Annotated in this window: 21 protein-coding genes; 18 read left to right on the plus strand and 3 right to left on the minus strand. The window is 60.4% G+C overall.

Annotated features, from left to right (window positions below; genetic code table 11):
• Positions 1 to 42 precede the first annotated feature (42 nt).
• Genes AC07X6_RS22250 through tssK form a run of 3 tightly spaced genes read right to left on the minus strand, consistent with a single transcriptional unit; the run spans position 43 to position 5,963 of the window.
• On the minus strand, positions 43 to 3,792 hold the full coding sequence (locus AC07X6_RS22250) for a type VI secretion system Vgr family protein (protein WP_494792418.1): 3,750 nt from the start codon (positions 3,790 to 3,792) through the stop codon (positions 43 to 45).
• Between the two features lie 35 nt (positions 3,793 to 3,827).
• Positions 3,828 to 4,607 (minus strand): type IVB secretion system protein IcmH/DotU, encoded by a 780-nt coding sequence (gene icmH, locus AC07X6_RS22255; protein WP_230542362.1) that lies wholly within the window; start codon positions 4,605 to 4,607, stop codon positions 3,828 to 3,830.
• Positions 4,608 to 4,616: 9 nt separating this feature from the next.
• Positions 4,617 to 5,963 carry a type VI secretion system baseplate subunit TssK gene (tssK, locus tag AC07X6_RS22260; protein ID WP_230542363.1) on the minus strand — a complete coding sequence of 449 codons (1,347 nt, stop codon included), beginning with the start codon at positions 5,961 to 5,963 and terminating at the stop codon, positions 4,617 to 4,619.
• Between the two features lie 356 nt (positions 5,964 to 6,319).
• Between tssK and AC07X6_RS22265 the strand changes: the two genes are divergently transcribed.
• The 18 genes from AC07X6_RS22265 to AC07X6_RS22350 all read left to right on the plus strand — a co-directional run bounded on the left by AC07X6_RS22265 (position 6,320) and on the right by AC07X6_RS22350 (position 25,686).
• On the plus strand, positions 6,320 to 6,898 hold the full coding sequence (locus AC07X6_RS22265; RefSeq protein ID WP_474290860.1) for a tetratricopeptide repeat protein: 579 nt from the start codon (positions 6,320 to 6,322) through the stop codon (positions 6,896 to 6,898).
• A 69-nt stretch (positions 6,899 to 6,967) separates the two neighbouring features.
• The gene (gene tssB / locus AC07X6_RS22270; protein ID WP_230506834.1) at positions 6,968 to 7,477 is read left to right on the plus strand and encodes a type VI secretion system contractile sheath small subunit; all 510 of its coding nucleotides are present in this window, start codon (positions 6,968 to 6,970) and stop codon (positions 7,475 to 7,477) included.
• A gap of 4 nt (positions 7,478 to 7,481) precedes the next feature.
• Positions 7,482 to 8,966, plus strand: coding sequence for a type VI secretion system contractile sheath large subunit (gene tssC / locus AC07X6_RS22275; RefSeq protein ID WP_230542365.1), 1,485 nt, complete (start codon positions 7,482 to 7,484; stop codon positions 8,964 to 8,966).
• Positions 8,967 to 8,996: 30 nt separating this feature from the next.
• Positions 8,997 to 9,488, plus strand: coding sequence for an Hcp family type VI secretion system effector (locus tag AC07X6_RS22280; protein ID WP_230506832.1), 492 nt, complete (start codon positions 8,997 to 8,999; stop codon positions 9,486 to 9,488).
• Between the two features lie 145 nt (positions 9,489 to 9,633).
• Complete coding sequence (gene tssE, locus AC07X6_RS22285; RefSeq protein WP_034777804.1) at positions 9,634 to 10,122, plus strand: type VI secretion system baseplate subunit TssE; 489 nt, start codon at positions 9,634 to 9,636, stop codon at positions 10,120 to 10,122.
• A 2-nt stretch (positions 10,123 to 10,124) separates the two neighbouring features.
• The gene (tssF, locus tag AC07X6_RS22290) at positions 10,125 to 11,969 is read left to right on the plus strand and encodes a type VI secretion system baseplate subunit TssF (protein WP_494792419.1); all 1,845 of its coding nucleotides are present in this window, start codon (positions 10,125 to 10,127) and stop codon (positions 11,967 to 11,969) included.
• Positions 11,933 to 13,027, plus strand: a complete 1,095-nt coding sequence (tssG, locus tag AC07X6_RS22295) for a type VI secretion system baseplate subunit TssG (protein WP_494792420.1) — start codon at positions 11,933 to 11,935, stop codon at positions 13,025 to 13,027. The genes tssF and tssG overlap by 37 nt, the downstream gene beginning before the upstream one ends.
• Before the next feature lie 45 nt (positions 13,028 to 13,072).
• Positions 13,073 to 15,760 carry a type VI secretion system ATPase TssH gene (gene tssH / locus AC07X6_RS22300; RefSeq protein ID WP_494792421.1) on the plus strand — a complete coding sequence of 896 codons (2,688 nt, stop codon included), beginning with the start codon at positions 13,073 to 13,075 and terminating at the stop codon, positions 15,758 to 15,760.
• Positions 15,761 to 15,775: 15 nt separating this feature from the next.
• Positions 15,776 to 18,313 carry a type VI secretion system Vgr family protein gene (locus AC07X6_RS22305; protein WP_494792422.1) on the plus strand — a complete coding sequence of 846 codons (2,538 nt, stop codon included), beginning with the start codon at positions 15,776 to 15,778 and terminating at the stop codon, positions 18,311 to 18,313.
• A gap of 37 nt (positions 18,314 to 18,350) precedes the next feature.
• A complete protein-coding gene (locus AC07X6_RS22310; protein WP_494792423.1) occupies positions 18,351 to 18,599 on the plus strand; it encodes a hypothetical protein in 249 nt (82 codons plus the stop codon).
• Positions 18,539 to 19,510 carry a DUF4123 domain-containing protein gene (locus AC07X6_RS22315; protein WP_230542372.1) on the plus strand — a complete coding sequence of 324 codons (972 nt, stop codon included), beginning with the start codon at positions 18,539 to 18,541 and terminating at the stop codon, positions 19,508 to 19,510. The genes AC07X6_RS22310 and AC07X6_RS22315 overlap by 61 nt, the downstream gene beginning before the upstream one ends.
• The gene (locus AC07X6_RS22320; RefSeq protein ID WP_494792424.1) at positions 19,507 to 19,983 is read left to right on the plus strand and encodes a hypothetical protein; all 477 of its coding nucleotides are present in this window, start codon (positions 19,507 to 19,509) and stop codon (positions 19,981 to 19,983) included. The genes AC07X6_RS22315 and AC07X6_RS22320 overlap by 4 nt, the downstream gene beginning before the upstream one ends.
• A 157-nt stretch (positions 19,984 to 20,140) precedes the next feature.
• Positions 20,141 to 20,491 carry a hypothetical protein gene (locus AC07X6_RS22325; RefSeq protein WP_494792425.1) on the plus strand — a complete coding sequence of 117 codons (351 nt, stop codon included), beginning with the start codon at positions 20,141 to 20,143 and terminating at the stop codon, positions 20,489 to 20,491.
• A gap of 108 nt (positions 20,492 to 20,599) precedes the next feature.
• Positions 20,600 to 21,103 (plus strand): hypothetical protein, encoded by a 504-nt coding sequence (locus AC07X6_RS22330; RefSeq protein ID WP_494792426.1) that lies wholly within the window; start codon positions 20,600 to 20,602, stop codon positions 21,101 to 21,103.
• A gap of 1 nt (position 21,104) precedes the next feature.
• Complete coding sequence (locus AC07X6_RS22335; RefSeq protein ID WP_494792427.1) at positions 21,105 to 23,222, plus strand: phospholipase effector Tle1 domain-containing protein; 2,118 nt, start codon at positions 21,105 to 21,107, stop codon at positions 23,220 to 23,222.
• Between the two features lies 1 nt (position 23,223).
• Positions 23,224 to 23,490, plus strand: a complete 267-nt coding sequence (locus AC07X6_RS22340) for a PAAR domain-containing protein (protein ID WP_230542376.1) — start codon at positions 23,224 to 23,226, stop codon at positions 23,488 to 23,490.
• Positions 23,491 to 23,497: 7 nt separating this feature from the next.
• Positions 23,498 to 24,838: a hypothetical protein gene (locus AC07X6_RS22345; protein ID WP_494792428.1), complete on the plus strand. Its 1,341-nt coding sequence runs from the start codon at positions 23,498 to 23,500 to the stop codon at positions 24,836 to 24,838.
• 227 nt (positions 24,839 to 25,065) lie between these two features.
• Entirely contained in the window at positions 25,066 to 25,686 is a 621-nt protein-coding gene (locus AC07X6_RS22350; RefSeq protein WP_494792429.1) for a hypothetical protein, read from the plus strand.
• Positions 25,687 to 25,793: the final 107 nt, after the last annotated feature.

Raw genomic sequence — 25,793 nt, forward strand, 5'->3', positions numbered from 1 at the left:
CTTTCAATGGTAGTGCCATCAGCATGGCATAAATAAGCAGTGTCAGACAATATCGCATCGTATTTTCCTGCCGATTTTTTTGCTCAACAATTCCTGCGCTTCAATCGCGATATTCCAGCCGTGGCGTTTCAATATCAGTGCGCCTTCTGCATACGACATGATCGATTGCGTCAGGTCTTCCGGCGAGGTGCCGTTGACGTGGCAAACGATGGGCGCGTCGAGTGTGCCGTCCGGCTTGAAATAGCGTACCGTTTCTTCGAACTCCGTGTACGAATATTCGTCGGGCATGCCGACGCAATGCCCGAATTCATGCGCATACGTGGTCAGTGCCGTTGCCAGCGACACGTTCATGACGTCGCCGGTGACGTTTTCGCGGTCATAGCGCTTGTGGATCTGCAGCGTGTAGTGCTGCTGATCGTCGACCCAGAGGACGCGGAAAACCACGGGCAACACTTTTTGTCCGCATTGCGGATCATTGATTTCAAGCCGAAACTTGTTGTTCCAGTTGCCTTCGATGCCGGCCGTCGCGTTTTTCTGCGCCAGCGCCACCACGTTGGCGCGCTGCTTGACGCGCAGCGCCGCCGATTCGGTGCCCTTGTCGCTCTCTTCCAGCGCCTGTCCTGCGGCGTCCAGTACCGGGATGGCCTTGAAACGCACTTCCACCACCACCGGACCGTCCGATTTTGCCGGTATGTACAGCTTGAACCAGATCTTGTCCCTGTATTTGTGTGGCGTGCCGTCGTGCTGGTAAGGCTGCGCATAGCGGCCATACGAGGGGCCAGCGATTTCCTTTTCGTAGTCCTCGATCCAGCAGGCCGGCAGCTTGACCAGTACTTCCTTGCGGCGCTTGTTGTCCACCGGCGTGGTGCTGGAGTCGCCTGCCGGCTTGTATTTTGGTTCCGGCGGGGTGTTTGCCTTGGCCGCCGGCTGTCCTGGCGAACCTGGTACCGGCGCCGGCGCTGAAGAGGGGGCGGGTGCCGATGCCGAACCCTGACCGCCCATCGTTTTCAGCAGCTCGATCACCAGCGCCTCGGCGGCGGCCGCTGCAATCACATGCGTCAAGCCCTTTTCGTCGGTCATGCCACTCTCATAGCTGCCATCTTCGCGCTTGATGCGGTAGGGCTGGCGCGGCATCGGTTCCCCCGTGTCGCGGTCGCGCAGCACAAAGCCTTCGTCGAACAGCTTGATGCGCGTATCGGGCAGTGCCGGCAGCATGCCGGCCGCGCTGGCGCCGCCGTTGAAGACATGCTGGCCGCCCTTGACCGTGAAGTTGCCAGGACACTTAAACGTGATATTGCCGCCCTCTAAGGTGATCGACGATTGCCCGGCCTGCAGCGTGATCTTCTGGTTGGCCTTGATGTCGATGACGTCGTTGACCGAGATCACGGTAATGGCCTTGTCGGCCAGGATTTCCAGTTGCCCCGTATGCGCCTGCAGCGATACCGGGCCGTTGGCGGCGATCGCCTGGATGCCGCCGGTGTGGGTGAACAGGGCGCTGGCGCTGGCCGACACGGACGACCAGGTGTGGCCGGCCGTCATGTGCAGGTCCGATTGCGTGGTCCATTGCAGCTGCTGCGCGGCAAACAATACGGTCGAGCCGGGCGTGGCCCAGTTGATGCTGGCCGGCGCCTCCATCAGAACCAGGGGCTGGCCGAATTTTTCCACCGGCTGGTCGGTAGCCAGCTTGCGCTCGCCTGCGCTGGCCTTCAGCGCTTCCTGCCCGCCCACGCTGGCCCGGTATCGACCATCCTGCTGGGGATCGATCTGCTTGATCAGGTCCAGCTGGGCCTGTTTCGCTTCCTGGCTGAACAGGGCGGTTTGCTGTTGCGCGGCTTCGGCCAACGACTTGTTCAGTTCGGCTGCGCCTTTCAGCTGGCCCAGCGCTTCCGCAGTGTCGAGCTGGGTAGAAGCTACGCCCGCCCCCGCCTGTGCGCGGGCGGTGGTGGAAATGAGTACGCCTTCGCCGCCGCGCAGCACGGCCCAGGCGTCGGTACGCAGTTCGAAGCCGCTGCCGCGGTAGCTGCCGCGCTGGGCCGTGCCCACGCCTTGCTGTATCAGGTAACCGAGGTTCAGCTGCGTGGCGGCGCTGCTCGTCGCCAGGCGGGTACGCAACTGGCCCGGTGTGTCGTCGATTACCCACTGGTTATGGCCGCCGCCATCGAAATTGTGGCTGTGGATGCCGGAAATGACGCCGGCATGGTTGACGTCCGAATCGACGCCGGCCGCGTAAGGCGGCGTGTCGCTGCCTGTGTAGAGCTGGGCCACCACCAGCGGGCGGTCCATGTCGCCTTCGATGAAATCGACCAGGACTTCGGTGCCGATGCGCGGCGTAAACTGCGAGCCCCAGTTCGGGCCGGCCAGCGCTTCGGCCACGCGCACCCAGGTGCCTGACGCTTCGTTGCCGGGCGCGTTGCCCTGTTGATCCGTGTTGTGCGTCATGCCGCCCGGATTGGCGGCGCTGCCCCGTTGCCAGGCGAACTGGATGCGTACCTGATGGTCGCGTCCGGTGGTGGCCACGCTGTCGGGCAGGCCGACCACCAGTGCCGTTTGCGGCCCCAGCGCGCTGCTGGCCTGGCGCGCGGCGGTGGCGCGCGGCACGATGGCCACGCTGGTGCGCACGCAGCCGAAGGTGTTGCGGTAGGTGCCGGCCTCAAGCTGCCCATCGAGCAGGCTGGCAACGTCGCCCAGGCTGGCTATTGTCGACAGTTTCGACAGCACCGCCGTCAGCGCGCCGCCGGCCGGCCCCAGGTTGTTGCGTGCCTGGTGCTCGACCCACAATACGGTGAACTGGTTGGCGCCATCGGCATACTGTTCGTGCTGCAGCAGATCGAAGGCGTGGCCGGCCGCCATGCGCCGCACCGCGCCGGCGCCCGTGAATTGCTTGTTCTCCAGTTCCAGCGCCTGCAGCATGCGCAGGCCGCGCGGATCGGCCGCCGTGCTGTCGGCATGGCGCCGTTCGCCGGCGCCGTCGTACAGCGGCAGGGGCGGCAGTTCGCCCGCCTGCAGGCTCGAGCTGTGTTCGGCGGCCGGCGCCGCCAGCTGCTGCGGGTCCCAGCTGCTGATGCCGACCGCATTGGGCCGCACCTGGCGCCGCGCGCTGAAGCTGTCGATGGCGTCATCGGTATCGCTGGCGCGCACACCGTGAAAGCGCAGGCCGGACACGCCCGGCGTCGCTGGCGCGACGGCCTTGCTGTCGAAAATTACCAGCTTGTGCTTGGCCTGCTGCGCGTCCTGCCGCGCCGCGCCATCCTGCTCGTGCTCGAAGCGCCAGCTCAGGCCTTCGAAGGCGAGCACGCGGGCCAGGAAGGCCAGGTCGCTTTCGCGGTATTGCGTCCAGACCGGACGCGGCGCCAGTTCCTGGCTGACATCGAATTCGAAGCGGACCTGCGGATAGTCGCCGAGCAGTTCCGTAATGAGGTCGCGCGCGTTCTTGTCCTGGAAAATATAGCTGTCGCGGCGCAAGCCCAGCAAGGCCAGGGCAGGTTCCAGGCGCAGCCGGTAGCGCGCCACGCCGCCGTCGGCGCCGGCAAAGGCGCAGTCCGTGCACAAGCCGTGCCAGGCACGCCAGCTGCCATCGGGCTGCAGCAGCTTGAGCGTGATTTCTTCGCCGAGAAAGCTGGCCAGGTCCAGGCCAGCTGCCGTGCTCAAGGCATCAACTTCGAAGCGGAACAGCTCATTGACCGCCTCGCGGCCCGTCACCTGCTCGGCCATCAGCGATTCGGGCAAGTTCGATGCCTGCGCCGTGGCCAATGTGATCAGCCGCGCATGCTGGGACAGGCCGGTGCCGAACATGCCCTGGGCAGTTTCTGTCGTCGCCAGGCCGCTCATTACGGCAACGTGATGGTCAGGTTGGCCGTGCGTGGCGCCAGCTTGACGATATCGCTGTAGGCGTTCATCTGCTTTTCGGTATTTTTGGCCAGCATGGTGCGCAGGCCCAGGTAACCCAGTGCGCAGATCAGCGCGAATACCGAGCACAGTACCCACAGCGGCACATCGTTGCGCAACTTGTGCGCAATCTGGTCGGGGCGTTCCGCATGCGGCGCAAAGCCGGCCTTCCTGCCTTTCATCTGGGCGATTTCGTCACCCACGCGTGCCGTCAGGTAGGCCAGTTTTTCCGAGCCTTCCAGGATGTACCTCCCCTGAAAGCCGAGCAGCAAGCACATGTGGAACACTTCCAGCGCCTGCAGGTGGGCGCTGCCGCGCGCGCGCAGCGCTTCGAGCCGTATGAAGAAGTTCTCGCCGGCCAACTGGTCGCCGAACAGCACCAACTGCAGCGGGCGGCGCGCCCAATCGTCGCGGATGGGATACGGCGAGCGCAGGATGATTTCGTCGACAGCCGCGCAAAATGCATACTTGGCGGCATCGATATCATCGGCCGAGGCACCATGTTTTCTTGCCGCGTGCCCAAACTCGTCGAGAAACTGCGTCATCTTTCTGATGAAGTCGGCATTGTCTTGCGGGCCGCTGCCATTTTTCAGCATGAACAGCGCGTAGAAGCCGTCGTACATCAGATCCGTCAGCGTGTGTTCGCTACCCGGGCCGGCCGGTACGCTCGATGCGTAAGCGGCGGAGCCGCCGGACATCAGGGAAGGGGCGTTTGCATTCATCGTTTATCTTCAGGAAGTGATGGCGACAAGTTCAAGTTTCAGATCCCGCATGCCGGACGGAACGTAGATCGAGATCGACTGGGCCTGCAGCATGCGCTCGTACATCTGGCCCTTCGCTTCGACGGTGAAGTAGTAGGTATCGGGCCGTACCGGCACGGCGGCCGGCACCTGCGGCGTGTGCTGCAGGCGCACGCCGGGCAGGGCCGACAGCACGAATTTTTCCACGTCGTCGGGCGCGCCGATCTTGAAGCGCAGCGGCACCACGTCCACCAGTTCCACGCCTGGCATGTCGGCCGAGACGCCCAGGTAAAACGCCGTCTTGTCGTCGATTTTGCCCGAGTCGAGCTTGCCGTGATGGTAGGACGGCTTGACTTCGCTCAATGCAATGGCGAAATATTTTGAAGAGATCACCGTGTCGAGCAGTTCGCGGATGATCGCGTGCAGGCGCGCGAACGATGGTCCCGGATCGGCGTGCTGATAGGCCGGCAGGTCGGCCAGCGCATGGGTTTTCGAGAATGTCATCAGCGCACCGGCCAGCGCCAGCAGCGCTTCGTACAAACGCTCCGGGTGCAGCGCCGGATGGTGGAAATAGTGGCTGAGCGAGGCAAACGCCGAACTGGCCGTGTGGAGCAGCCAGAACGAGGACATGTCGCCGGAACGAAATTCGATCACATTCTTGCTCGGTTCGCGGTGGTGGCCGTACAGGGCGTTGACCTTCGCCTGCAGCGCATCGATCAGGCGGCGCAGTTGCAGGAACAGCAGCGGCGCGCCGCGGATCGACAGGCTCGGCGGCACGAATGACGGGTCGGGCTCAAAGCCGCCGGTCGACAGGCGCCGCAGGCGCAGCAAGGGAAAATTCACATACGAATCGCGTGGTTCCGATTCGGCCACCAGGCGCAGCGATTTTTGCAGGTAGGCCAGTTCGGCCTGCGCGGCATGGGTGTACAGGTCCGGCGTTTCCAGGTTGGCCTGGCCGTAGCGCGCCGCGCTGTTGGGCTGGTCGGACGCGGCAAAGTTGCCGCCGAAATGCTTGAAGGCGGGCAGGGCGGCATAAAACGTGACGGTTTGCTGCGACTGCAGCAGCTTGCCCAGGTCCACGGCTTCGGGCAACTCGTCGGCGCCGGGAGCGTTGTAGATTTCGCCGTCCTGGAACACCAGCGACAGTTCCAGCAGCCGCAGGGTGTTATTGCTCAGCGCATCGCGGTCGATCTGCACGTGGTTGACCCCCCAGGCATAGGGATGCAGCGCCTTGATGCTTTCGTGCAGGCGATGTTCATGGTACTGGTCTTGCTGCTGGAAATGCTGGGGGCGCAGAAACAGGCCTTCACCCCATAACAATTTACTTGTAATGCTCATCGATTGCCTTTTTCCGAGGAAGTCAAAGCGCGGAGAACGCTGACGCTCGCGGGCTGTCGTGCAGCGCGGTCGCCATGTTGCCGGTGCGTCCAATCATCTAATCTTTGCAATAAAATCATGTGCTTTTTTCGCAACTGCAACAACATTAACATTATCTGAAAGAAAGGTGCGTACGGTACGTTTTCCGCATGGCTGCTGCCTTAGTGACCGATCGGAATGTGAGTTTTCGCGTATTTTCTATTGAACGGAGTCAATATTAAATCCGTGTTAGTCTCGCAAAAATAAGAATTTAGCAACTATAAATTGCAACATTTTTTTTTAATGAACGCGTCATCTTTTTTGAGGGAAATCAGATCATGTCTCGCCAATCCACATTCCATTTTTTTGCCGCGGTTGCTTGCGCATTGACGCTCAGTGCCTGCAGCACCGCACCCGCGGTCAAGACGCCGCCGCCGCCGCCCTCGCTCGACGAGCTGATGGCAAAGGCGACCCAGGCTGCCAGTTCGGGCAACAACGAAGCGGCTATGGGTTTGTGGAAACAAGCTGCTGTCGAATTTCCAGCCGATAAGAATCCATGGGTTCGCATGGCCCAGACCCGTTATGAGGCGGGCCAGTACGGCGACGCCATCATCAATGCCCAGGAAGTGCTGGTGCGCGACCCTGCCGACAAGCTGGCCAACAGCGTCATTGCGATCAGCGGACTGCGCCTGTCGACGCGTGCATTGGCTGACCTGAGCCGTCAGAACAATCTGTCCGGCCCGCTGCGCACCGAATCGCAGGATCTGGCCAAGCTGTTGCGTGAAAGCCTGGGCGAAACCGTGCTGGTGCCGGCGCCGGCCGCGGCGCAGGCGCGCGACAAACCGCCGCGTCCGTCGCGCAAAGGGCAGGCCAAGGCTGCCGAAAGCAGCGCCAATCCTTTCGATGGGTTGAAGTAAAACTGAGGCAGTAAAGAAATTATCAGGGGCATCGCCGATGCCGTCGATTATTCGTAAAGGGATGATGTCATGTCAAAAAAAGAAAGTGTTCAAAAACGCCTGCAAAAGGTCCGTCCGCCACGCGTGCAGATGACGTATGACGTGGAAATCGGCGATGCGATTGAAAACAAGGAACTGCCCTTTGTAATGGGTGTCGTGGGCGACTTCGGCGGCAATTCCGAAGTCGAGCAAAAACGGCTGAAGGACCGCAAGTTCATCGGTATCGACCGCGACAATTTCGATGAGGTGCTCAAGGGGGTCGAGCCGCGCGCCGCGTTCGGCGTTTCCAACGAGCTCAGTGATGAAGGCGGCCAGTTGCGGGTCGACCTGCGCTTCAAGTCGCTCAACGACTTCCGTCCCGAGGCGGTGGTCGAACAGGTGGCACCGCTGCGACGGCTGCTCGAAGCGCGCACCAAGCTGGCGGACCTGCGCAACAAGCTGGCCGGCAACGACAAACTGGAAGATATCCTCAACGACGTGCTCAACAGCACTGAAAAGCTGGCCCAGCTGGAACAGCAATCCACCGCCAAGAAAGGCTGATCCCATGTCCGCTCAACTGACCCCCGCGTCCGGCGCCGCCGCGACCACCGATATCGGTTTGCTCGACCAGATCGTCGAGCAAAGCAAGGTTGCCAAATCCAGCGTCGAGCATGCACGCGCCAAGGATCTGATTTCAGAACTGGTCAGCCAGGTGATGGACGGCACCGTCGTGGTGTCGGATAACCTGGCCGCCACCATCGATGCGCGCGTTGCCGAGCTGGACCGACTCATTTCGCGCCAGCTCAGCGTTATCCTGCATGCCCCCGAATTCCAGAAGCTGGAAAGCAGCTGGACGGGCCTGCATCACCTGGTTGACAACACGCCCACCGGCACCAATCTGAAGATCAAGCTGCTCAACGCCACCAAGCGCGAGCTGGTGCGCGATTTCCAGGGCGCGCTGGAGTTCGACCAGTCGACCATGTTCAAGAAAGTGTATGAAGAAGAGTTCGGCACCTTCGGCGGTGCTCCGTTCGGCGCGCTGCTGGGCGACTTCGAATTCACGCGCCAGCCCGAAGACATGTATTTCCTCGAACAGATGTCGCATGTGGCCGCTGCTGCCCACGCGCCCTTCATTTCGGCCGCATCGCCCGAGCTGTTCGGTCTCGAAAGTTATGCCGACCTCGGCAAGCCGCGCGACCTGGCGAAGGTGTTCGATACGGTCGAGTACGCGAAGTGGAAGTCGTTCCGCGAATCGGAAGATGCGCGCTACGTCGGCCTCACGCTGCCGCGCTACCTTGGTCGGCTGCCGTTCAATCCGGCCGATGGCGCCACCGTCGACGGCTTCAATTTCGTCGAGGATGTCGATGGCACCAACCACCAGAAATATCTGTGGTGCAATGCAGCCTACGCCTTCGGCGCCAAGCTGACGGCGGCCTTCGACGACTACGGCTGGTGCGCGGCGATCCGCGGCGTGGAGGGCGGCGGCCTGGTCGAGGACTTGCCGACCCATACCTTCAAGACCGACGAAGGCGAAGTGGCGCTGAAATGCCCGACCGAGATCGCCATTACCGACCGGCGCGAAAAGGAGCTGAGCGACCTGGGTTTCATCTCGCTGGTGCATTGCAAGAACACGGATTACGCGGCGTTCTTCGGCGCCCAGTCGGCGCAGAAGGCCAAGAAATACAACACCGATTCCGCCAATGCGAATGCGGTGCTGTCGTCGCAGCTGCAATACATCTTTGCCGTCTCGCGCATCGCCCATTACATGAAGGCCATGATGCGCGACAAGATCGGCAGCTTTGCCGCCGCGTCCAACGTCGAAGATTTCCTCAACCGCTGGCTGATGCAATACGTGTTGCTCGACGATAACGCCAGCCAGGAACAGAAGGCCCAGTTTCCTCTGCGTGAAGCATCGGTGCAGGTGTCGGAGGTGCCTGGTCGTCCGGGCGTCTATCGCGCCATTTCCTTCTTGCGTCCCCATTTCCAGCTCGATGAGCTGTCCGTTTCACTCCGTTTGGTCGCGGAGCTGCCGCAATCGACCAAATCCTGATTTTTTTCCTAAACAACCGAAAGGAATGACATGGCAATCGACGTTTACTTGCAAATTGATGGTATCAAAGGCGAATCCACCGACACCTCCCATAAAGATTGGATCGAATGCAAGTCGGTCCAATGGGAAGTGCTGCAACCGAAGTCCGCTACTGCCTCGACGGGCGGCGGCCATACCGCCGAGCGTACCGAGCACAAGGATATCGTGGTGGCCAAGCTGGCCGACCTCGCCACGCCGCTGCTGCTGCAAAATTGCTCGTCCGGTAAAACGATCCCGAAAGCCAAGTTCGAATTCCTGCGCGCTGACGGCCAGGGCGAGCGCATCAAGTACTTCGAGATCGAGCTGGAAAACGTGCTGATCAGCAGCGTGGCGCCGTCCGTCGCACCTGGCGACATCCTCGGCGAAAACCTGTCGATCAAGTATTCCAAGGTCAAGTGGAAATACACGCAGCAAAAAGTGGGCGGTGGCTCCGGCGGCAATACCTCCGGCGGTTGGGATCTGTCGGCCAACAAGACGATTTGATCGACAACGGCCCTTGCCGGATGAAGCCGTTCCGGCCAGCTGCCGGCGCTGACTCCGGCTTGTGCCTGCGCGATTGATTTTCCTACATCAAAGGGCCGCCGCAGGCCGCCCTTTTTTTCATACTATTGCCAAGCACAGGATACCGATGAAGGGTTTTACGCCGGGATTGTTCGACCGCCTGATGGACACACCTGTCCAGGGCGCTTCCAGCAGCACCGTCTCGCGCCTGTCGCTGGAAGACTTGAAAGACACCGTGGCGCGCGACCTGGAGGCGCTGCTCAACACGCGCACCGTGATACCGGAAGCGCTGCTGAAAAAATTTCCCGAATGCGGCCGCTCGATCGTCACCTACGGCCTCAATGACTTCGCCGGCCTGAGCTTGTCGAGTTCCGACGACCGCGCATATATCTGCCAGTGCCTGGAAAAAGCCATCGCGCGGCATGAGCCGCGCCTGCGCAGCGTGCGCGCTTCGCTGGAAATCCAGGAAGGCTCGATCAACCGCCTCAATTTCGCCATCACCGCGTTACTGGTGGTGCACTCGGCGCAGGAACCCGTCAACTTCGACGCCATCCTGCAGCCATCGAGCCTGCATTACACGATCAGCAAGGCGCGCCGTGCTGCGCAAGGAGCCTGAACTTGGAAGAATTGTTACCGTATTACGAACGCGAGCTGGGTTTCCTGCGCCGCTATTCGCGCGAGTTTTCCGAGCGCTACCCGAAGATCGCCGGGCGCCTGCTGATCGGCGGCGAAGTCTGCGAAGACCCGCATATCGAGCGCATGATCCAGTCCTTCGCGCTGCTCAATTCGCGCATCTCGAAACGCCTCGATGACGATTACCCCGAATTTACCGAGGCGTTGTTCGAGGTGCTGTATCCGCACTACCTGCGGCCGTTTCCTTCGTGCTCGATCGCGCGCCTCGACTACAGCGGTGCGGCGGCGCAGCTGACGGCCGCCACCGAGATCGCGCGCGGCACCGAACTGGCGACGCGTCCCGTCAAGGGCGTCGCGTGCACTTTCCGCACCGCCTATCCCGTCACCGTGGCGCCGCTGGCGCTGACGCATGCGGCATTTTCCGCCATCATCGACGCGCCCGAGCAAATGCAACTGCCGCCCAACGCCACTTCCAGCGTCAGCATCGTCATCGAAGCGACCGCCGAGCAGATCTCGCTGGCGCAGCTGGGCGTGGCGAAGCTGCGCGTGTTCATCGATGGCGAACCCTCGTTTTGCGCGGCGCTGCGCGACGCGCTGTTCATGCGCACGGTCAAGGCCTATGTGGAAGCCGATGACAGCGGCCGCTGGAGCGCGCTGGCGCAGGTGCCTGTCAGCATCGCCGGTTATGCCGAGGACGATGCGCTGATCCCGTTTTCGGCCCGATCCCATCCGGCCTACCGGCTGCTGACCGAATACTTCTGTTTTCCGGAAAAATTCAATTTCTTCGACATTGACCTGGCCGCGCTGTGCGCGCCGCTGCCGTCCGGCTGCCGGCGCATCACGCTGCACCTGGCCTTGGCCGGCCTGCGCACCGATTCGAATACGGCGCGCATGCTGGGCACCATGTCGACCAACAACCTGCTGCTGGGCTGCACGCCGGTGGTCAACCTGTTCCGCCTGCGCGGCGAGCCGATCCGGCTGACGCATACGGCCGCCAGCTATCCGGTGCTGGCCGATGCGCGCCGCGCCTACGCCTTCGAGGTGCACGCAATCGAGTCGGTCAAGCTGGTGCGCCAGACGCCGCAAGGGGAGTCGGTCACCGAATTTCGTCCTTTCTATTCGCTGCGCCATGGCCAGACACCGGCCAGGGATGGCCATTACTGGGTGATGCGGCGCGATGACACCATCAGTGAAAAAAGTCCCGGCTACGAGACCGAGATTTCCATCGTCGATATCGATTTCGATCCGGCCGCGATTGAAACGGATACCCTGAGCCTGGAGCTGAGCTGCACCAACCGCGACCTGCCGGCGCAACTCACCTACGGCCTGCGCGGCGGCGACCTGTTCCTGGAAGGCGGATCCAGCGTGCGCAGCATCCACTTCCTGCGCAAGCCGACCGAGTCGCACCGCTTCGAGCGGGGCCGCGGCGCGCACTGGCGGCTGATCTCGCACCTGTCGCTGAACCATCTGTCGCTGTCGGGCAGCGGCCTGGAAGCGTTCCAGGAGATGTTGACCCTGTATGACTTGCCCCGTTCGGCGACCTCGCAGCGGCAGATCAGCGGTATCGCGGCGATCGACCACAAGGCGGCCAATGCCTGGCTGCCCGGCAATCCCTTCGCCTGCCTGGTGCGTGGAATCGAGGTGCGCCTGACGCTGGACGAAGAAGCGTTTGTCGGCAGCGGCATTCATGCGTTTGCCCATATCGTCGAGTGTTTTCTCGGCCTGTACGTGCATGCCAACAGTTTCACGCAACTGGTGGTGCTGTCGAAAAAATCGGGAGAGGAGTTGTTGCGATGCAAACCACGCAGCGGCGATTTGAGCCTAGTGTAATCGAGCGCCTGTTCGCCGAGCCTTACCGCTTCCAGTACTTCCAGGCGGTGCGCATGCTCGAACTCTGGCTGGTGCGCAACGGCATGGCGCGCGAGGGCGCGGTGGCCAACTTCCTGCGCTTTCAAAATTCGGTGTCGCTCAGTTTCGCGCCCAGCCAGCTTGAAGCGGTGCAGGCCGAACCGCGCGAGCTGGGCGCCCTGGCGGTTGACATGCGCGCACTGGGCGAGGCCGTGCGGCGCGCCGAGCTGAAATACATCCGCATCACGCCGGCCTTCATGGGTTTTCTTGGCGTGGCCGGGGCGCTGCCGGCCCATTACACGGAACGCATCGCCGCGCACCAGCTGTACGAGAAAGATGCGGGGCCGCGCGCCTTTCTCGACACCTTTTCCAACCGCGCGCTGGCGCTGTTCTACGAAGCGTGGCGCAAGTACCGCCTGGAGCTCAAGTATCAGCTCGATGGCAAGGACAAGTTCCTGCCGCTGCTGCTGTCGCTGGCGGGCCTGGGCCATGAGTCGCTGCGCCGGCGCCTGTACGACGATGGCGACGGCGTGCTCGACGAGTCGGTGGGATTTTTTGTCGCCGCCATGCGGCACCGGCCGCCATCGGCGGTGGCGATGGGCCAGGTATTGTCCGCGTATTTCGGCCAGCCGATCAAGGTGATCCAGTTCGTCGGCTGCTGGTACGACGTGCCGCGCGACCAGCAAAGCAGCCTGGGCGGCATAAACGCCATGCTCGGTTCGACCGCGCTGGTCGGCGCGCGCGTCTGGCAGCGCGATCTGCGCATGCGGCTGGTTGTCGGTCCCTTGGCGCGTGCCCATTTCGACGCCTTCCTGCCGGGCGGGGCGGCGGCGCGCGCGCTGGAAAAAATGCTCACCATGTTTACCGGCCTGTGCCTCGAATACGAAGTGCAGCTGGTGCTGCGCGCCGACGACGTGCATGGCGTCACGCTGGAGCAGCCACGCAGTGTCGGGCGGCTGGGCTGGGACAGTTTCCTGATCACCGCCGGTGCCGCGCAGGACCGCGGCGACGTGCGCTACGAACTGCATGCGCTGGCATGAACCATCTTCTTTTTTTATCCGTTTCCATACAAGGACCTTCGCCCCATGAGCATCAACCTCAAGACGCTGATCAGCAAGCTCAATGACACCAGCCGCACCGCCGCCACCCGCGCCGCCGGCATCTGCGTCGGCCTCGGGCAATACGAGGTCGACCTGGAACATCTGTTCCTGGCCCTGCTGGAGCAGCCGGCCAGCGACTTCGCGCTGATCGCCCGCCACAGCGGCATCAGCGTCAGCATGCTCGAAGCGGATCTGCAGGCCGAAGTGGCGCGGCTGCAGACCGGCAATGCGCGCACCCCCGTGTTTTCACCCAGGCTGCCGAAGCTGTTTGAGAACGCCTGGCTGATCGCCTCGCTCGACGTGCAGGCCGGCCGCCAGGCCAGCATCCGCAGCGCCCATCTGCTGCAGGCGCTGCTGACCGACCCTGAACTGGCCCAGCTGGCGTACCGCGGTTCGAAACTGTTCAACAAATTCAAGCTCGACGACCTGAAACACAATCTCGACAAGATCACGCAAGGCTCGCAGGAGGCGGCCGGCGCCCCGGCGGCCGATGGCGAGGCGGGGGAGGGCGGCGAGGGAGGAGGAGACCCCGTCGGCGAACTCGAAGGACGCGCGGCCGCATCGAAAACCCCGGCGCTGGACCAGTTCACCACCAACCTGACGGCGCGCGCGCGCGACGGCAAGGTCGATCCGGTGATCGGGCGCGACGCCGAGATCCGCCAGGCGATCGATATCCTGATGCGCCGCCGCCAGAACAATCCCATCCTGACGGGCGAGGCGGGCGTGGGCAAGACTGCCGTGGTGGAAGGGCTGGCTCTGCGCATCGCGCTGAACGACGTGCCCGACGTGCTGAAGGGCGTCGAGATCCATACGCTGGACATGGGCCTGCTGCAGGCCGGCGCCAGCGTCAAGGGCGAGTTCGAGAACCGCCTGAAGAACGTCATCGACGAAGTCAAGAAAAGCCCGCACGCCATCATCCTGTTCATTGACGAAGCGCACACCATGATCGGCGCCGGCGGCACGGCCGGCCAGAACGACGCGGCCAACCTGCTCAAGCCGGCCTTGGCGCGCGGCGAGCTGCGCACGATTGCCGCCACCACCTGGGGCGAATACAAGAAATATTTTGAAAAGGACGCCGCGCTGGCGCGCCGCTTCCAGGTCGTCAAGATCGAAGAACCCAGCGAAGAACTGGCCTGTGCCATGTTGCGCGGCATGGCGCCGCTGATGGAAAAGCATTTCAATGTGCGCGTCTACGATGAAGCCATCACCGAAGCGGTGCGCCTGTCGCACCGGTACATCTCGGGCCGCCAGCTGCCCGACAAGGCCATCAGCGTGCTCGATACCGCCTGCGCCAAGGTGGCGCTGGGCCAGAACGCCACGCCGGCCTTGCTGGAAAACCTGGTTAAAAGGCTGGACCGCATCGACGCCGAAGTCGCGACGCTCGAGCGCGAGGAAAAGAGCGGAGGGAAGCACCCGGCGCGCCTGACAGACTTGCGCGCGCAGCGCAGCGGCGCCGCCGGCGAGCATGCGGCCCTGGCCGCGCGCTGGGAAAGCGAAAAGGCGCTGACGGAGAAAATCAAGGCGGCGCGCCAGGAGCTGGAACGCGCCGGCGCCGGCCAGTCCGGCACGAAACCGGATGCCAGCCAGGCGGGCGACCTGCAGGCCTTGCTCAAGGACTTGCGCGCGCTGCAGGGCGAAACGCCGATGGTGCCGGTGCAGGTCGACGGCCACGTGGTGGCGGAAATCGTCGCCGGCTGGACCGGCATCCCGCTGGGCAAAATGGTCAAGGATGAAATCCGCACGGTGTTGAAGCTGAAGGACATGCTGGAAGAGCGCGTGCTGGGCCAGTCGCATGCGATCGAGGCGGTGGCGCAGCGCGTGCGCACCTCGCGCGCCAACCTCGATGACCCGAACAAGCCGAAGGGCGTGTTCCTGTTCGTCGGCCCGTCCGGCGTGGGCAAGACGGAAACGGCGCTGGCGCTGGCCGACGTGCTGTATGGCGGCGAACGCAAGCTCATTACCATCAACATGAGCGAATACCAGGAAGCGCACAGCGTGTCGGGCCTGAAAGGCTCGCCGCCCGGCTACGTCGGCTATGGCGAAGGCGGGGTGCTGACCGAAGCCGTGCGGCGCAACCCGTACAGCGTGGTGCTGCTCGACGAAGTGGAAAAAGCCCACCCGGACGTGCTCGAACTGTTCTTCCAGGTCTTCGACAAGGGCGTGATGGAGGATGCCGAAGGGCGCGAGATCGACTTTAAAAATACCATCATCATCCTGACCTCGAACGTCGGTTCGAGCATCCTGATGCAGGCCTGCCTGAACGTGGCGGCGCCAGACCTGCCGACGCCGGAACAGCTGGAGGAAAAGCTCCGCCCGCAACTGGTCAAGAACTTCAAGCCGGCCTTCCTGGGGCGCTTGAAAGTGATCCCGTTCTATCCGATCTCGGACGATGTGCTGGTCAATATCATTGGCCTGAAACTGGGCAAGATCGCCCGGCGCATCGCGGTCAATCACAAGGCCGAATTCAGCCACGACGAAGCGCTGGTCGAGGCCGTGCTGGCGCGCTGCACCGAAGTCGATTCGGGCGCGCGCAATGTCGACAATATCCTCAACGGCACCGTGCTGCCCGAGATCGCCGAGTCGGTGCTGGCCAAAATGGCCGAAGGCGCCGCGATCACGAAAATCAAGGTCAGCGCCAGCAAGCAGGGGCAGTTCAAGTACACCATCAAGTAGAAGGAGCCGTATTTCATGGCTGAGTTGCAACAGGAACTGGAAAACATGTTCGCGGGAGTGGGCCAGCACGCCAGGCTGCTCAAGCTCGACACGCCGCTTGGCGCCGACGTCCTGCTGGCGCAGCGCGTCCATGCGGTCGACCGCGTGAGCCAGGGATACGACTATATCGTCGATCTGCTGTCGCTCGACGGCGCGCTGGAACTCAAGCAGTTGATCGCCCAGGAAGTGACCTTGTGGGTACTGCAGCCGGACGCCAGCTACCAGCCCGTCCACGGTTACGTACACACGGCCAGGAAGCTGGGCAGCGACGGGCAGCTGTCGGCCTACCAGATCGCTTTTGCCAGCTGCCTGCATTTCCTCAAGTTCCGCAAGGATGCGCGCATCTGGCAGAACAAGGGCGCCGACGACATCATCGCCGACGTGCTGGGCGGCCATCCGCAATGCCAGGGCAAGTTCAGGTTCGACCTGAACCAGGCGGTGCGCCAGCGCTCGTATTGCACGCAGTACGAGACGGACTGGCAATTTGTCATGCGCATGCTGGAAAGCGAAGGCTGGTACGGCTATGTCGAACAGGCGGCCGATGGCAGCGGCCATCAGTGGATCATCACCGATTCGGTGCAATCGCTCAAGCCGCTGCAGCCCGGGCAGATCGCCTTTCACCGTGCCGATGCCACCGAGGAACTGGACAAGATCGTCCAGTGGGGCGGCGCCCGCACGCTGTCGAACAGCCTGCTGGCGACCCGCACCTACGACTACAAGGCGCCCCGCAGCAGTCAGCAGAACGCCGTGCAGATCTTGCCAGGGCACGGCAGTATTCCGTCGCAGCTCGAGGTCTATGAATATACGGGCGCCTACAGCAGCGCCGACACCGAGCACGGCGCGGAACAATCGCGCATCCGGGTGCAGGAGTGGGAATCGCGCATCAAGCGGTTTTTTGGCACCTCGGGCGTGCGCCGGCTGCCGGTGGGCTGCTGGTTTACCTTGCTCGACCATCCGGCCCACGCCGAAGAGGCGGCCGAGGAGCGCCAATTCATCGTGCTGGGCGTGGAATGGGCGATCGAAAACAACTTGCCGCTGTCAGGCATGCAACAGGATTTTTCGGGCAGCCTGAAAGGCCGGCTGCTGCAGTTCAAGGAAGAGGCGGGCCTGAACCGCGCCGGCCTGGCCCAGCCCGGCGCCGGCGATGAGCGCACCGGCCACTGCTTCAACCGCTTCGAAGTGCAGCGCCGCAGCGTGGAATACCGCAGCGCCTGCGTGCACGCCAAGCCGGCCATGCATCCGCAGACGGCCACCGTGGTCGGTCCGGCCGGCGAGGAAATCCATACCGATGCGCTGAACCGCGTGAAGGTGCGCTTCCATTGGGACCGCCTCAATCCCGGCGACGAAAAGGCCTCGTGCTGGGTGCGCGTCAGCTATCCGAACGCCGGCGAGGGATACGGCGCCGTGCATGTGCCGCGCGTCGGCCAGGAAGTGATCATCACCTTCCTGGACGGCGACGTGGACCGGCCCATCATCACGGGCCGCATCTACAACGGCGAACAAGCGCCGCAATGGCATACCGATGGACGCGTGTCGGGCTACAAATCGAAGGAATACAAGGGCGCCGGCTTCAACCAGCTGGTAATGGACGACAACACCGAGCAGAACCGGGTGCAACTATACAGCAGCAATACCCATGCGCAGCTCAACCTGGGCTACCTGGTAGGGCAGCAGGGCAATCAGCGCGACGGCTTTTTCGGTTCCGGCTTCGCCCTCAATTCGGATGCGTATGGCGCCATCACCACGCAAAAGGGACTGTACATCAGCACCTATGGCCGGCCCGGCGGGCGCGGCTCCCAGCTCGACGTGCGCGAGGCATACGATCAGCTGACGCAGGCGCACGAGCTGGCGCAAAACCTGTCGGACGTGGCGGAAAAGTCCAGTGCCGAGGCACTGCCGGGGCAGCAGGCGTTCCAGCAATTCATCGACGCGACCCAGGCGCAATACGACGGCGCGGGCCAGCAGGGCGCCAACCGCTTCGCCGAGCCCGTGCTGCTGGCGGCGTCGCCGGCCGGCATCGGCCTCGCCACGCCGAAGAGCACGCACCTGCACAGCGGCGAACAGGTCACCATGTCGTCGGGCGAGGATACCAATTTGGCTGTCGGTAAAAGCCTGATCGCCAGCGTCAAGGAGAAGATCAGCCTGTTTGCCTACAACGCGGGCATCAAGCTGTTCGCCGCGAAAGGAAAGGTCGAGATCCAGGCCCACGGCGGCGACATCGACATCATCGCCCAAAAAGTATTGCGCCTGCTGTCAGCCACCGACCGCATCGAAATTTTCGCCAAGAAGGAGATCATTCTCGGCGCCGATGGCTCGGCCATCAGGATCAACGGCGCGGGCATCACCGACATGACGAGCGGCCAGCGCATCAGCCATAACGCCGACTTCTCGATGCCCGGCCCGAAGACCATGCCGTATGCGCTGCCGGTACTGCCCATGGAAGTCTGCATGGAATGCCTGAAAAAGCGCGCAAAACAGCGTACCGCCTTCGTCAACAAAGGATCGCAACGATGACATTTTCATCGCTGGAATACATAAAGGATAGAACATCATGAGGCACGACAAACGAGATATGTCCGGCAATTCATTGCAGCCACTGCTGTCAGGCCGGCGCAGTGTGCTGGGCTTGATAGGACTGGGCGTGATGATGCCGCTTGCGGCTTTCGGACAAAAAAATAAAACCACGAAAAAGGCGGCCGCGGCGCGTGGGGCAGTACGGTCGCAGGGAGTCTGCAAGGAATGCCTGCAAAAGCGCGCAAAACAGCGCTCCGCCTTCGTCAACAAAGGACCTCAACGATGAAATTTTTACCTCTGGATAAGGCTTCGTTTGAAGCAAACCTAGCAAGTGCGCTCGACAATCGTGAACTGAGCTGTTATGCCATTGTCGACCAGGCGCAGGACGGCACGCTGCTGGCGCGCTTTGAAAAAGAGCAGATCAGCATGCGCAGCAAGTGCCTGCTGCCAGCGGCGCTCGGATCCGACACGGAAGCGTACGCGCCCCATCTGGTGGCGTTGTCGCCACTGGCCGCCGATACCGAAGCGTGGCCGGAAATCGCGCAAGGCGCCGCCAGCCACCCCGCCAGCCTTACGCTGCTGGCAAGTACTGATGATTTCGACACGCTGTGGGAAAGCCTGGCGGCGTTTACCGAGATACTGCTGCCGGACGGCACCGACATGATTTTTGCCTTCTGGGATCCGGCCATCCTGGGTACCCTGATGGGACAGAAAAGCGATCTGACTTTGCACGTAGGCGTGCCGGCGCTGACCGTTTCCCAGCGCGAGCGCCTGCTGCAGGGCATACAGGCATGGTGGTACTGGGACCGCGAAGGCCATCCGCAGCAGATACTGCCAGGCGAAAACGACAACGGTCTGCCGCCCCATCAGGTGACCTTGCCGCTCAAGCTGGCCCAGGTGCAGGTCGACATGTTGGTCGAAGCGGGCATGCCGGACCAGCTTTTGTCGATGCTGCAGGAGAACCAGCCGCAGCTGCTGATGGATATTCCACGCGCGCAGCACTACCGCCTCGTGCAAAAACACCTGTTAGCCGCGCGCAAACTGAAGCTGTTCGGCATGCGCGACATTCTGAACTACATCTGCGCCGCCCTGATCTACGGCGACAAGCTCCAGACCAACCCGGCCATTGCGTCACTGCTGGCGCAGGTCAAGGCCGGCGAAATCAGCTTTGAAGCCGCCATGGACCAGTTTCCATGAGTATCTGGAAACAAGAAGCAAGGAAGCCAGGCCGTCGGCTGGTGCTCGGATTGATCGCGTGCGGTCTGATACTGCCGCTGGCGGCGTGCGGGCAGAGAGTGCAAAAAGAAACAGCATTGCATGTGGAAGTGTTCTCCTACGTTGACCGGGTCATTACCGAGATTTCTTTTAACGGTACTGGCCTGGGCGTAATGAACAGGTATGGTGGTACTGGGACCATTACTGACGTTTATATTCCATTCGGGATTCAGACATTGAAATGGACTTTGGGCGGGCCGGAGGGAACACCGCGCAATGGCGAGCGTATGACCCCAAAGAATCAACTTGTCATTTCACCGGAGCAGATACCGCCGGGAACGCGTTATCTCGGCATACATGTTTATCCCGATGATACGGTTGAGTTCACCTTTGCGGAGTCTATACCTGAACGAACAGTTCGAGGCAAGAAAATTCTGGCGGCGAGAAAGAAATAACATGCGTGACAAGGATGGAAAAAACTCGGCAACTTAAAAATTGGCACCTTCGCCGCCAAGCAGGCGTCACGTCATCAGGGTGATTGCGCTAGGGCTGGCAATACCGCTGGTAGCGTGCGGCCGGACGGTACGGAAATATATAGTATTGGACGTGGTCATGTACTCCAATGTGGACAGAGTCATTACCGATATTATTTTTAACGATACTGACTTGGGTGTGATGAACAGATTTGGTAGTACTGGAACCATTGTCGGCGTCGGTATTCCGTTCGGAATCCAGACATTACAATGGACCTTGGGTGGCCCAAAAGGTACACCACGCAATGGCGAGGTTGTTACCATCAATAAACAATTGACAATATCGCGGCAGCAGATACCCGAGGGAACTCGATATCTTGGCTTGCATCTTTATCCGGATGATACCGCTGAAGTTACATTCGATAAATTTCTCCCGCAGAGAATTCGGCGTGGAAAAGAAGATCGTTTGAAGAGAAATAAAAATGAATGAGAATAATGGGATGCTTGAGCTTGGACGCGTATTTCAATGCTGATGGGACGCAGTGATAGAGCGGAAGTGCTAAGACAGGTAATTAATAAGTAAAAATAAGGATGCGTCATGAAATACGATAAAGGTTATGGTTTTTGGAATGAAAAAAATTCTTCACGTGCAACGCGGAGAAGTGTGCTTGGTTTTTTTGGATTAGTTCTTTTAATGCCGCTGGCGGTATGTGGTCAAGGAGAAAGAAAGATGAGGAATGAAATAGTTTTGAATGTAGTGATGAACTCCTACGTTAATCAGATTCATACCAACATTGTTTTTAATAATACTAATTTGGGTGTGACAACCAAATTTGGAACTACCGGGACCATTGTGGGGGTTCGTATTCCGTTTGGGGCTCAGACATTGCGATGGGAGTTGGATGGGCCTAAGGGGACGCCACGTATTGGAGAGGTTGTTACTGTGAGGAACCAGTTGGTTATTCTATCGGAGCAAATACCGCCTGGAACCCGGTATCTTGGTTTGCATCTTTACCCTGATGACACAGCCGAGATCACCTTCTCGGTGTCTATACCTGACATTAGTGCACGCGGTAAACAACTTCTTGCAGAGAGGAGATAACATGGCCGAGGTCGACAAGCTGGTTGCGGCCCGCGCCTGCAATCGTGATGCGCGCGTCGGTAAGCCTAATGCGGAACAAATTTGTTCTGACATCTTGAATATAAGTATATTCTTTGATGGCACTGGCAATAATAGGGATGAGGATGCTAAGACTGCTAGTTGGGCCAACCCTGCTAGAATGTGGCGCTCGGCACAGTTTATCGCTCCCATCGGTGGCTCAAATTACGCCATTTATGTTTCCGGCGTGGGAACGCGCTTTAACAATGAAGCGACGGATTGGATAGATAGTAAATTAATGAAACTGCAGGATACAGGCGCCGCTGGAGGCGGTCTCGGTGCTGGCGGAACACGTCGAACCGAGTTCGGACAAGCTAGCGTTGATGATAGTTTACGTGCGGTACTTATGCAAAATGCCAAGAAACTGAATATTCCGTTAACGGCTTACGCAAAAAAAGGAAAGCCGGAGAATATCAATGGTCTTGCCGCAGCGATCGAGGCGCATGGATTGATTACCATAATCAATCTCTCTATTTTCGGTTTTTCGCGCGGTGCAGCGCTTGCCCGGGCATTCAGCAATGACATGATGAAAGAGTGCACTACTGGAAAAGATGGCGTACTGCGTTATAAAGGGATGCCCATACGCTTGCACTTCATGGGATTGTTCGATACGGTCGCCTCGTTTGGCTTGCCAACGCTGAACGTCGATACGCCCTTTAAGGAAAAGAACCTGGTGGTGCCGCATGCGATCGAGCGTTGCGTGCATTATGTGGCGGCCCATGAATTGCGCTTTTCATTTCCCGTCGATCTGATCCGAAAGAACGGCGTACTCAGGTCCGGTTGGACCGAAACTGTCTACCCGGGTGCACATTCCGATGTCGGGGGAGGGTACGAACCGAAAAACCAAAACATCTTGAATAACTATGCGCGTCTTCCCATGCGCGACATGATGCGCGAAGCTTTCAAAAGCGGTGTTCGTCTGGTTGATTATGACGATATTCCTAAGCATGGAATAAAGTTATTTGAAGATCATTTTGAGCTCAAGCCTGAAATCGAAGCGTCTTATAAGAAATACATGGCAGCAATTGGTGCTCCCGCCACCGTGGAACAAGCTGTCACGGCTCACATGAAAGCCCTGTACTCTACCTGGGGAACGATGACCAAGCGAAAAATCAGGACGCCTGACTTGATCGAAGCGGAAGGCAGGAAGGGCGACAGCAAAAAAGGTCATCCCGGCATTGCGCGGGAAGCTGAACTGTTACTGGATTACGCCAAAGCAAAAGATTTTGTCGAGTCGCATATTCTGCCCACGGTATCGGCAGCAACGCTGCAGGTCATCGGCATGAAGTACAGCATGGTCGTACGCCCGGAAAAGTGGCGGCTCGATGCCTGGCAAGCGACGGCGTCCGATCCCGTACTCAATTTCATCAAATCCGCGGTGCATGATTCCAAGGCCGGCTTCATGGGGGGCATCGAACCATTCAGCTATTTCCGTCCGCGCGGCATGGCCGAGTCGTCGCGCAATGTGCTGGCGCAAGGCTTGGACTGGCTGGACGATACCGTCACTGCCATCAAGAAGGGCGTGATCAAGGTGTATCACCGGGCCGAGGGAGTGGTGATGGAAACCTGGGAAGGCGGCAAGCGGGTGGCCACGCATACGTACAAGGTGGGTGAAAAATTTGTCGTCGAGACCGTGCGTGCTGGCGTCACCTATACGGTAGAGGTGTATCAGAGCGGCAAGCAGGTCGTCATCGCTGCCGCAAAGCGTGGCCAGCAGATGGTCATTACGTCGATTAATGTCGTCAAGAAAGAAGTCAGCGACGCCGCCACGGCCGTGCAGAAAAAGGCCGGCGAGGTGGTGGACGCGACCCAGGAGCTGGCGGCCGAGGCCGGACGCAAGGTGCAAAGCGGCGTCAAGCAGGCCAAGGACATGGCCACCGAAGCCGCGGGCAAGGTGCAGCGTGGCGCCAGCCAGGCCCAGGACATGGCCACGGAGGCCGCACGCAAGGTACAGAGCAGTGCCAGCAAGGCGGGCAAGGCGATCAGCGACGGCATCGATGCGCACGTCAAATCGGTTGAAGATGGCTGGAGTTCCTTCCGCCGCAATCAGCTGGGATTCTGACATGGCACTCGCAATCATCCGGCTCGGCGACAAGACCACCCACGGCGGCGTCGTGGCAAGCGCTTCTCCTGTGCACACCCTCCACGGCATCGGCATCGCCAGGCTGGGCGACATGGTCGCGTGCCCGTTGGCGGGCCATGGCAGCAATCCCATCATCGAAGGCAGCGCCGTCTTCAGTATCGGCGGGCGCAAGGTGGCGCTGCATGGGCATAAAAGCGCTTGCGGCTGCGCGCTGATCGCCAGCCTGCCCGTGGCCACGATAGGGTAGGCGCATCATGAGCGATATTCCATTGCAGCAGTTGCCACCTGTACCGCGCTCGGGCCGCCGGCTGGCGCTCAGGATCGTTTTGTGGATACTTGTGCTGGCAATTGTCGGCCTTGCCTGGATTGTCTTGCTGGCAAGCGTGGCGCCATCGCGCCTGGATCTGTCAGGCGGGGGCGCGATACTGATGCTCTGCGCGCCGCCCTTGCTGCTGGCCTTGCTGGGCTGGATCAGCCTGCAATTTTTTTCTGCTCCAAAATCCGTGCCGTCTTTGCCTGAAAGCGCGCCTGCCTGCGTGCCGGCGCCAGAGGTCGCGCCGGCGCTTCCCGTGCCCCTCGTGCGCTTGCGGATCGGCGCCTGGAGCGCGCTGACGCCTTATGGCGCCGTGACCGAAACGGCCGAAGGCAGCAAGGCGCGCAAGCAGGTCTTCAAGCCCGACAAGGCCATTCTGCACCCGTCCGGCTACCCGGCCCATGCGGGCATCGTCGATCCGCTCGATCTTGCTGCGACGGGACATGCCGCCGGTACGCGCCTGCGTGCGCCGCGCGTCATGGCCATGCTCGCCGCCATCCTTGACGATCTGCATGCGCAGCAAGGCGGCCTGGTTCGCCGCGAAGATGGCCCGGTGAGCGTGTACTGGCTGGCACCCGATGCGATATCCGGCGGCGAGGCGCAGGGCGCCGTCTTTGCACGGGCCTGGCAGCAGTCGGCCTGGCGTGACATTGCCTATGTCTTGCAGGCGATGCGGGCCGGCGAGGCCCATCTTTTCAGCGTGCTGTCGGCCCTGCAGAACGGCGCCAGCCAGCCTGGCGTTGCCTGCACCATCATCGTCGGCGCCGACAGCTTGCTGGATCCCGAAGAACTCGCGCCTGCGCTGGCGCTGGGACAGGTGTTCTCCAGCAGTGCGCCGCAGGGCTACATTCCGGCCGAAGGCGCGGGCGGCATCGTGCTGTGGAACCCGGACAGGGCGCCGGAGCAGGTGTGGGCAAATGCCGCAATTCTGGGGCCGGTCAGCACTCTGCAGGGCACCGCGACGCACGCCGCCTTGCGCAGCGTGATGTCCACCGCAATCACGGCGTCGGGCATGGACGCCGCCGATATCGCCCATGTCGTCAGCGACAGCGATCATCGCCAGCAGGCGAGCATGGCAGTGGTGGCCGCCATGCTGGAGGTGCTGGACGGTCTCGACCCGTTGGAACAGCGGCTGAGCCCCATGGAATCGGCAGGCAGTTTCGGCATCGCAGCGGATCTGGTCCATCTTGCGCTGGCGGTAGAACTGGCCAGTGAAAAACCGGCACTGGCGCTCGGTACTGCCGGCGGACAGTGTGCTGGTGTCGTGGTAACGCCAGCCTGAGCGGCAAGCGTGCAGCTGCACGCATCACCACACTGGCTGCGCGGATTGACGCAAGCAGCGCGAAAATCTCAATGGCAGGCAAGAAAATCAAGCGCGCGAAGGCTGTGGTGGATGCCCTCATAAGAATGTATTTTCGAAGAGGGTATCAAGCGAAGTGAGATTGATCAGTTCAACGGAATAATTTTGGGCGGCAGTGTGAAAGAAAAGTCCAGGAAAAAATAACTTAGATGAAAAAATATGAGGAGCAATATTATTTTATGATGAGATCAGTAGATGATGAAAGAATTCCTTCTTTATCTCCGGATCGGAATACGTCGGAAAGGAAGTATGATATAAGGCAGTTTTCATTAGGTGAGTCGCCGTTTATTTTTGTTAATGGCGCGTTGGATTATAATAAAAAAAGAGGCGTGCCATCTCTGAAAAAAATCCCGGATGTTTTATTTGATGGGCTTGATTTGTTAATTCCGAGTGCTATGCGGGAAGCGCTTCTTGAATTAAATATTTCGGGTCTTTATATGCATCCATCAGTTTACATACATGATGATGGGAAATGGTATGAAAATTACTGGTATATGAGTTTTGTTGAGGGTTTTGATTGCTGGAGTAGGTTGAGGTCGGATTATGACAAGGATGGCGAGGCAATAAATTTAGGTGGGTTTGAACTGCATCAAATCTACCACTATGCTTTTAATGATGACTTATTGAAGTCTATTCCTGAATCTCAGCGGCTGCTCTTCAAGATGGGGGGGAGTCTTGATCCATTTATTGTTTGTCATGAGTCAATTTTAAATATATTTAAATCAGGGAATGGAAATGGTATAAAATTTATCCAGGTCGGTGATTGTTGATTTCGATTCGGGATAAGTGGAGTTGCAATGATGAAAATATTTTCTATCGGCGGGGGTTAATTTCGAAAATCAAAATTTCGAATTATTGCTTGGTCGATAGAGATTGC

Source organism: Janthinobacterium sp. GW460-12-1-14-LB5, assembly GCF_059423585.1.

Excerpts from the sequence above, each read along its gene's own strand:
- AC07X6_RS22305 (WP_494792422.1), top strand. The coding sequence starts at position 15,776 with ATGGCTGAGTTGCAACAGGAACTGGAAAACATGTTCGCGGGAGTGGGC.
- tssH (WP_494792421.1), top strand. The coding sequence starts at position 13,073 with ATGAGCATCAACCTCAAGACGCTGATCAGCAAGCTCAATGACACCAGC.
- tssC (WP_230542365.1), top strand. The coding sequence starts at position 7,482 with ATGTCCGCTCAACTGACCCCCGCGTCCGGCGCCGCCGCGACCACCGAT.
- tssB (WP_230506834.1), top strand. The coding sequence starts at position 6,968 with ATGTCAAAAAAAGAAAGTGTTCAAAAACGCCTGCAAAAGGTCCGTCCG.
- AC07X6_RS22280 (WP_230506832.1), top strand. The coding sequence starts at position 8,997 with ATGGCAATCGACGTTTACTTGCAAATTGATGGTATCAAAGGCGAATCC.
- AC07X6_RS22310 (WP_494792423.1), top strand. The coding sequence starts at position 18,351 with ATGAGGCACGACAAACGAGATATGTCCGGCAATTCATTGCAGCCACTG.
- AC07X6_RS22350 (WP_494792429.1), top strand. The coding sequence starts at position 25,066 with ATGAAAAAATATGAGGAGCAATATTATTTTATGATGAGATCAGTAGAT.
- tssG (WP_494792420.1), top strand. The coding sequence starts at position 11,933 with ATGCAAACCACGCAGCGGCGATTTGAGCCTAGTGTAATCGAGCGCCTG.
- AC07X6_RS22250 (WP_494792418.1), bottom strand. The coding sequence starts at position 3,792 with ATGTTCGGCACCGGCCTGTCCCAGCATGCGCGGCTGATCACATTGGCC.
- tssK (WP_230542363.1), bottom strand. The coding sequence starts at position 5,963 with ATGAGCATTACAAGTAAATTGTTATGGGGTGAAGGCCTGTTTCTGCGC.
- AC07X6_RS22265 (WP_474290860.1), top strand. The coding sequence starts at position 6,320 with ATGTCTCGCCAATCCACATTCCATTTTTTTGCCGCGGTTGCTTGCGCA.
- tssE (WP_034777804.1), top strand. The coding sequence starts at position 9,634 with ATGAAGGGTTTTACGCCGGGATTGTTCGACCGCCTGATGGACACACCT.
- AC07X6_RS22315 (WP_230542372.1), top strand. The coding sequence starts at position 18,539 with ATGCCTGCAAAAGCGCGCAAAACAGCGCTCCGCCTTCGTCAACAAAGG.
- AC07X6_RS22340 (WP_230542376.1), top strand. The coding sequence starts at position 23,224 with ATGGCACTCGCAATCATCCGGCTCGGCGACAAGACCACCCACGGCGGC.
- AC07X6_RS22335 (WP_494792427.1), top strand. The coding sequence starts at position 21,105 with ATGGCCGAGGTCGACAAGCTGGTTGCGGCCCGCGCCTGCAATCGTGAT.
- AC07X6_RS22325 (WP_494792425.1), top strand. The coding sequence starts at position 20,141 with ATGTACTCCAATGTGGACAGAGTCATTACCGATATTATTTTTAACGAT.
- AC07X6_RS22330 (WP_494792426.1), top strand. The coding sequence starts at position 20,600 with ATGAAATACGATAAAGGTTATGGTTTTTGGAATGAAAAAAATTCTTCA.
- AC07X6_RS22320 (WP_494792424.1), top strand. The coding sequence starts at position 19,507 with ATGAGTATCTGGAAACAAGAAGCAAGGAAGCCAGGCCGTCGGCTGGTG.
- AC07X6_RS22345 (WP_494792428.1), top strand. The coding sequence starts at position 23,498 with ATGAGCGATATTCCATTGCAGCAGTTGCCACCTGTACCGCGCTCGGGC.
- icmH (WP_230542362.1), bottom strand. The coding sequence starts at position 4,607 with ATGAATGCAAACGCCCCTTCCCTGATGTCCGGCGGCTCCGCCGCTTAC.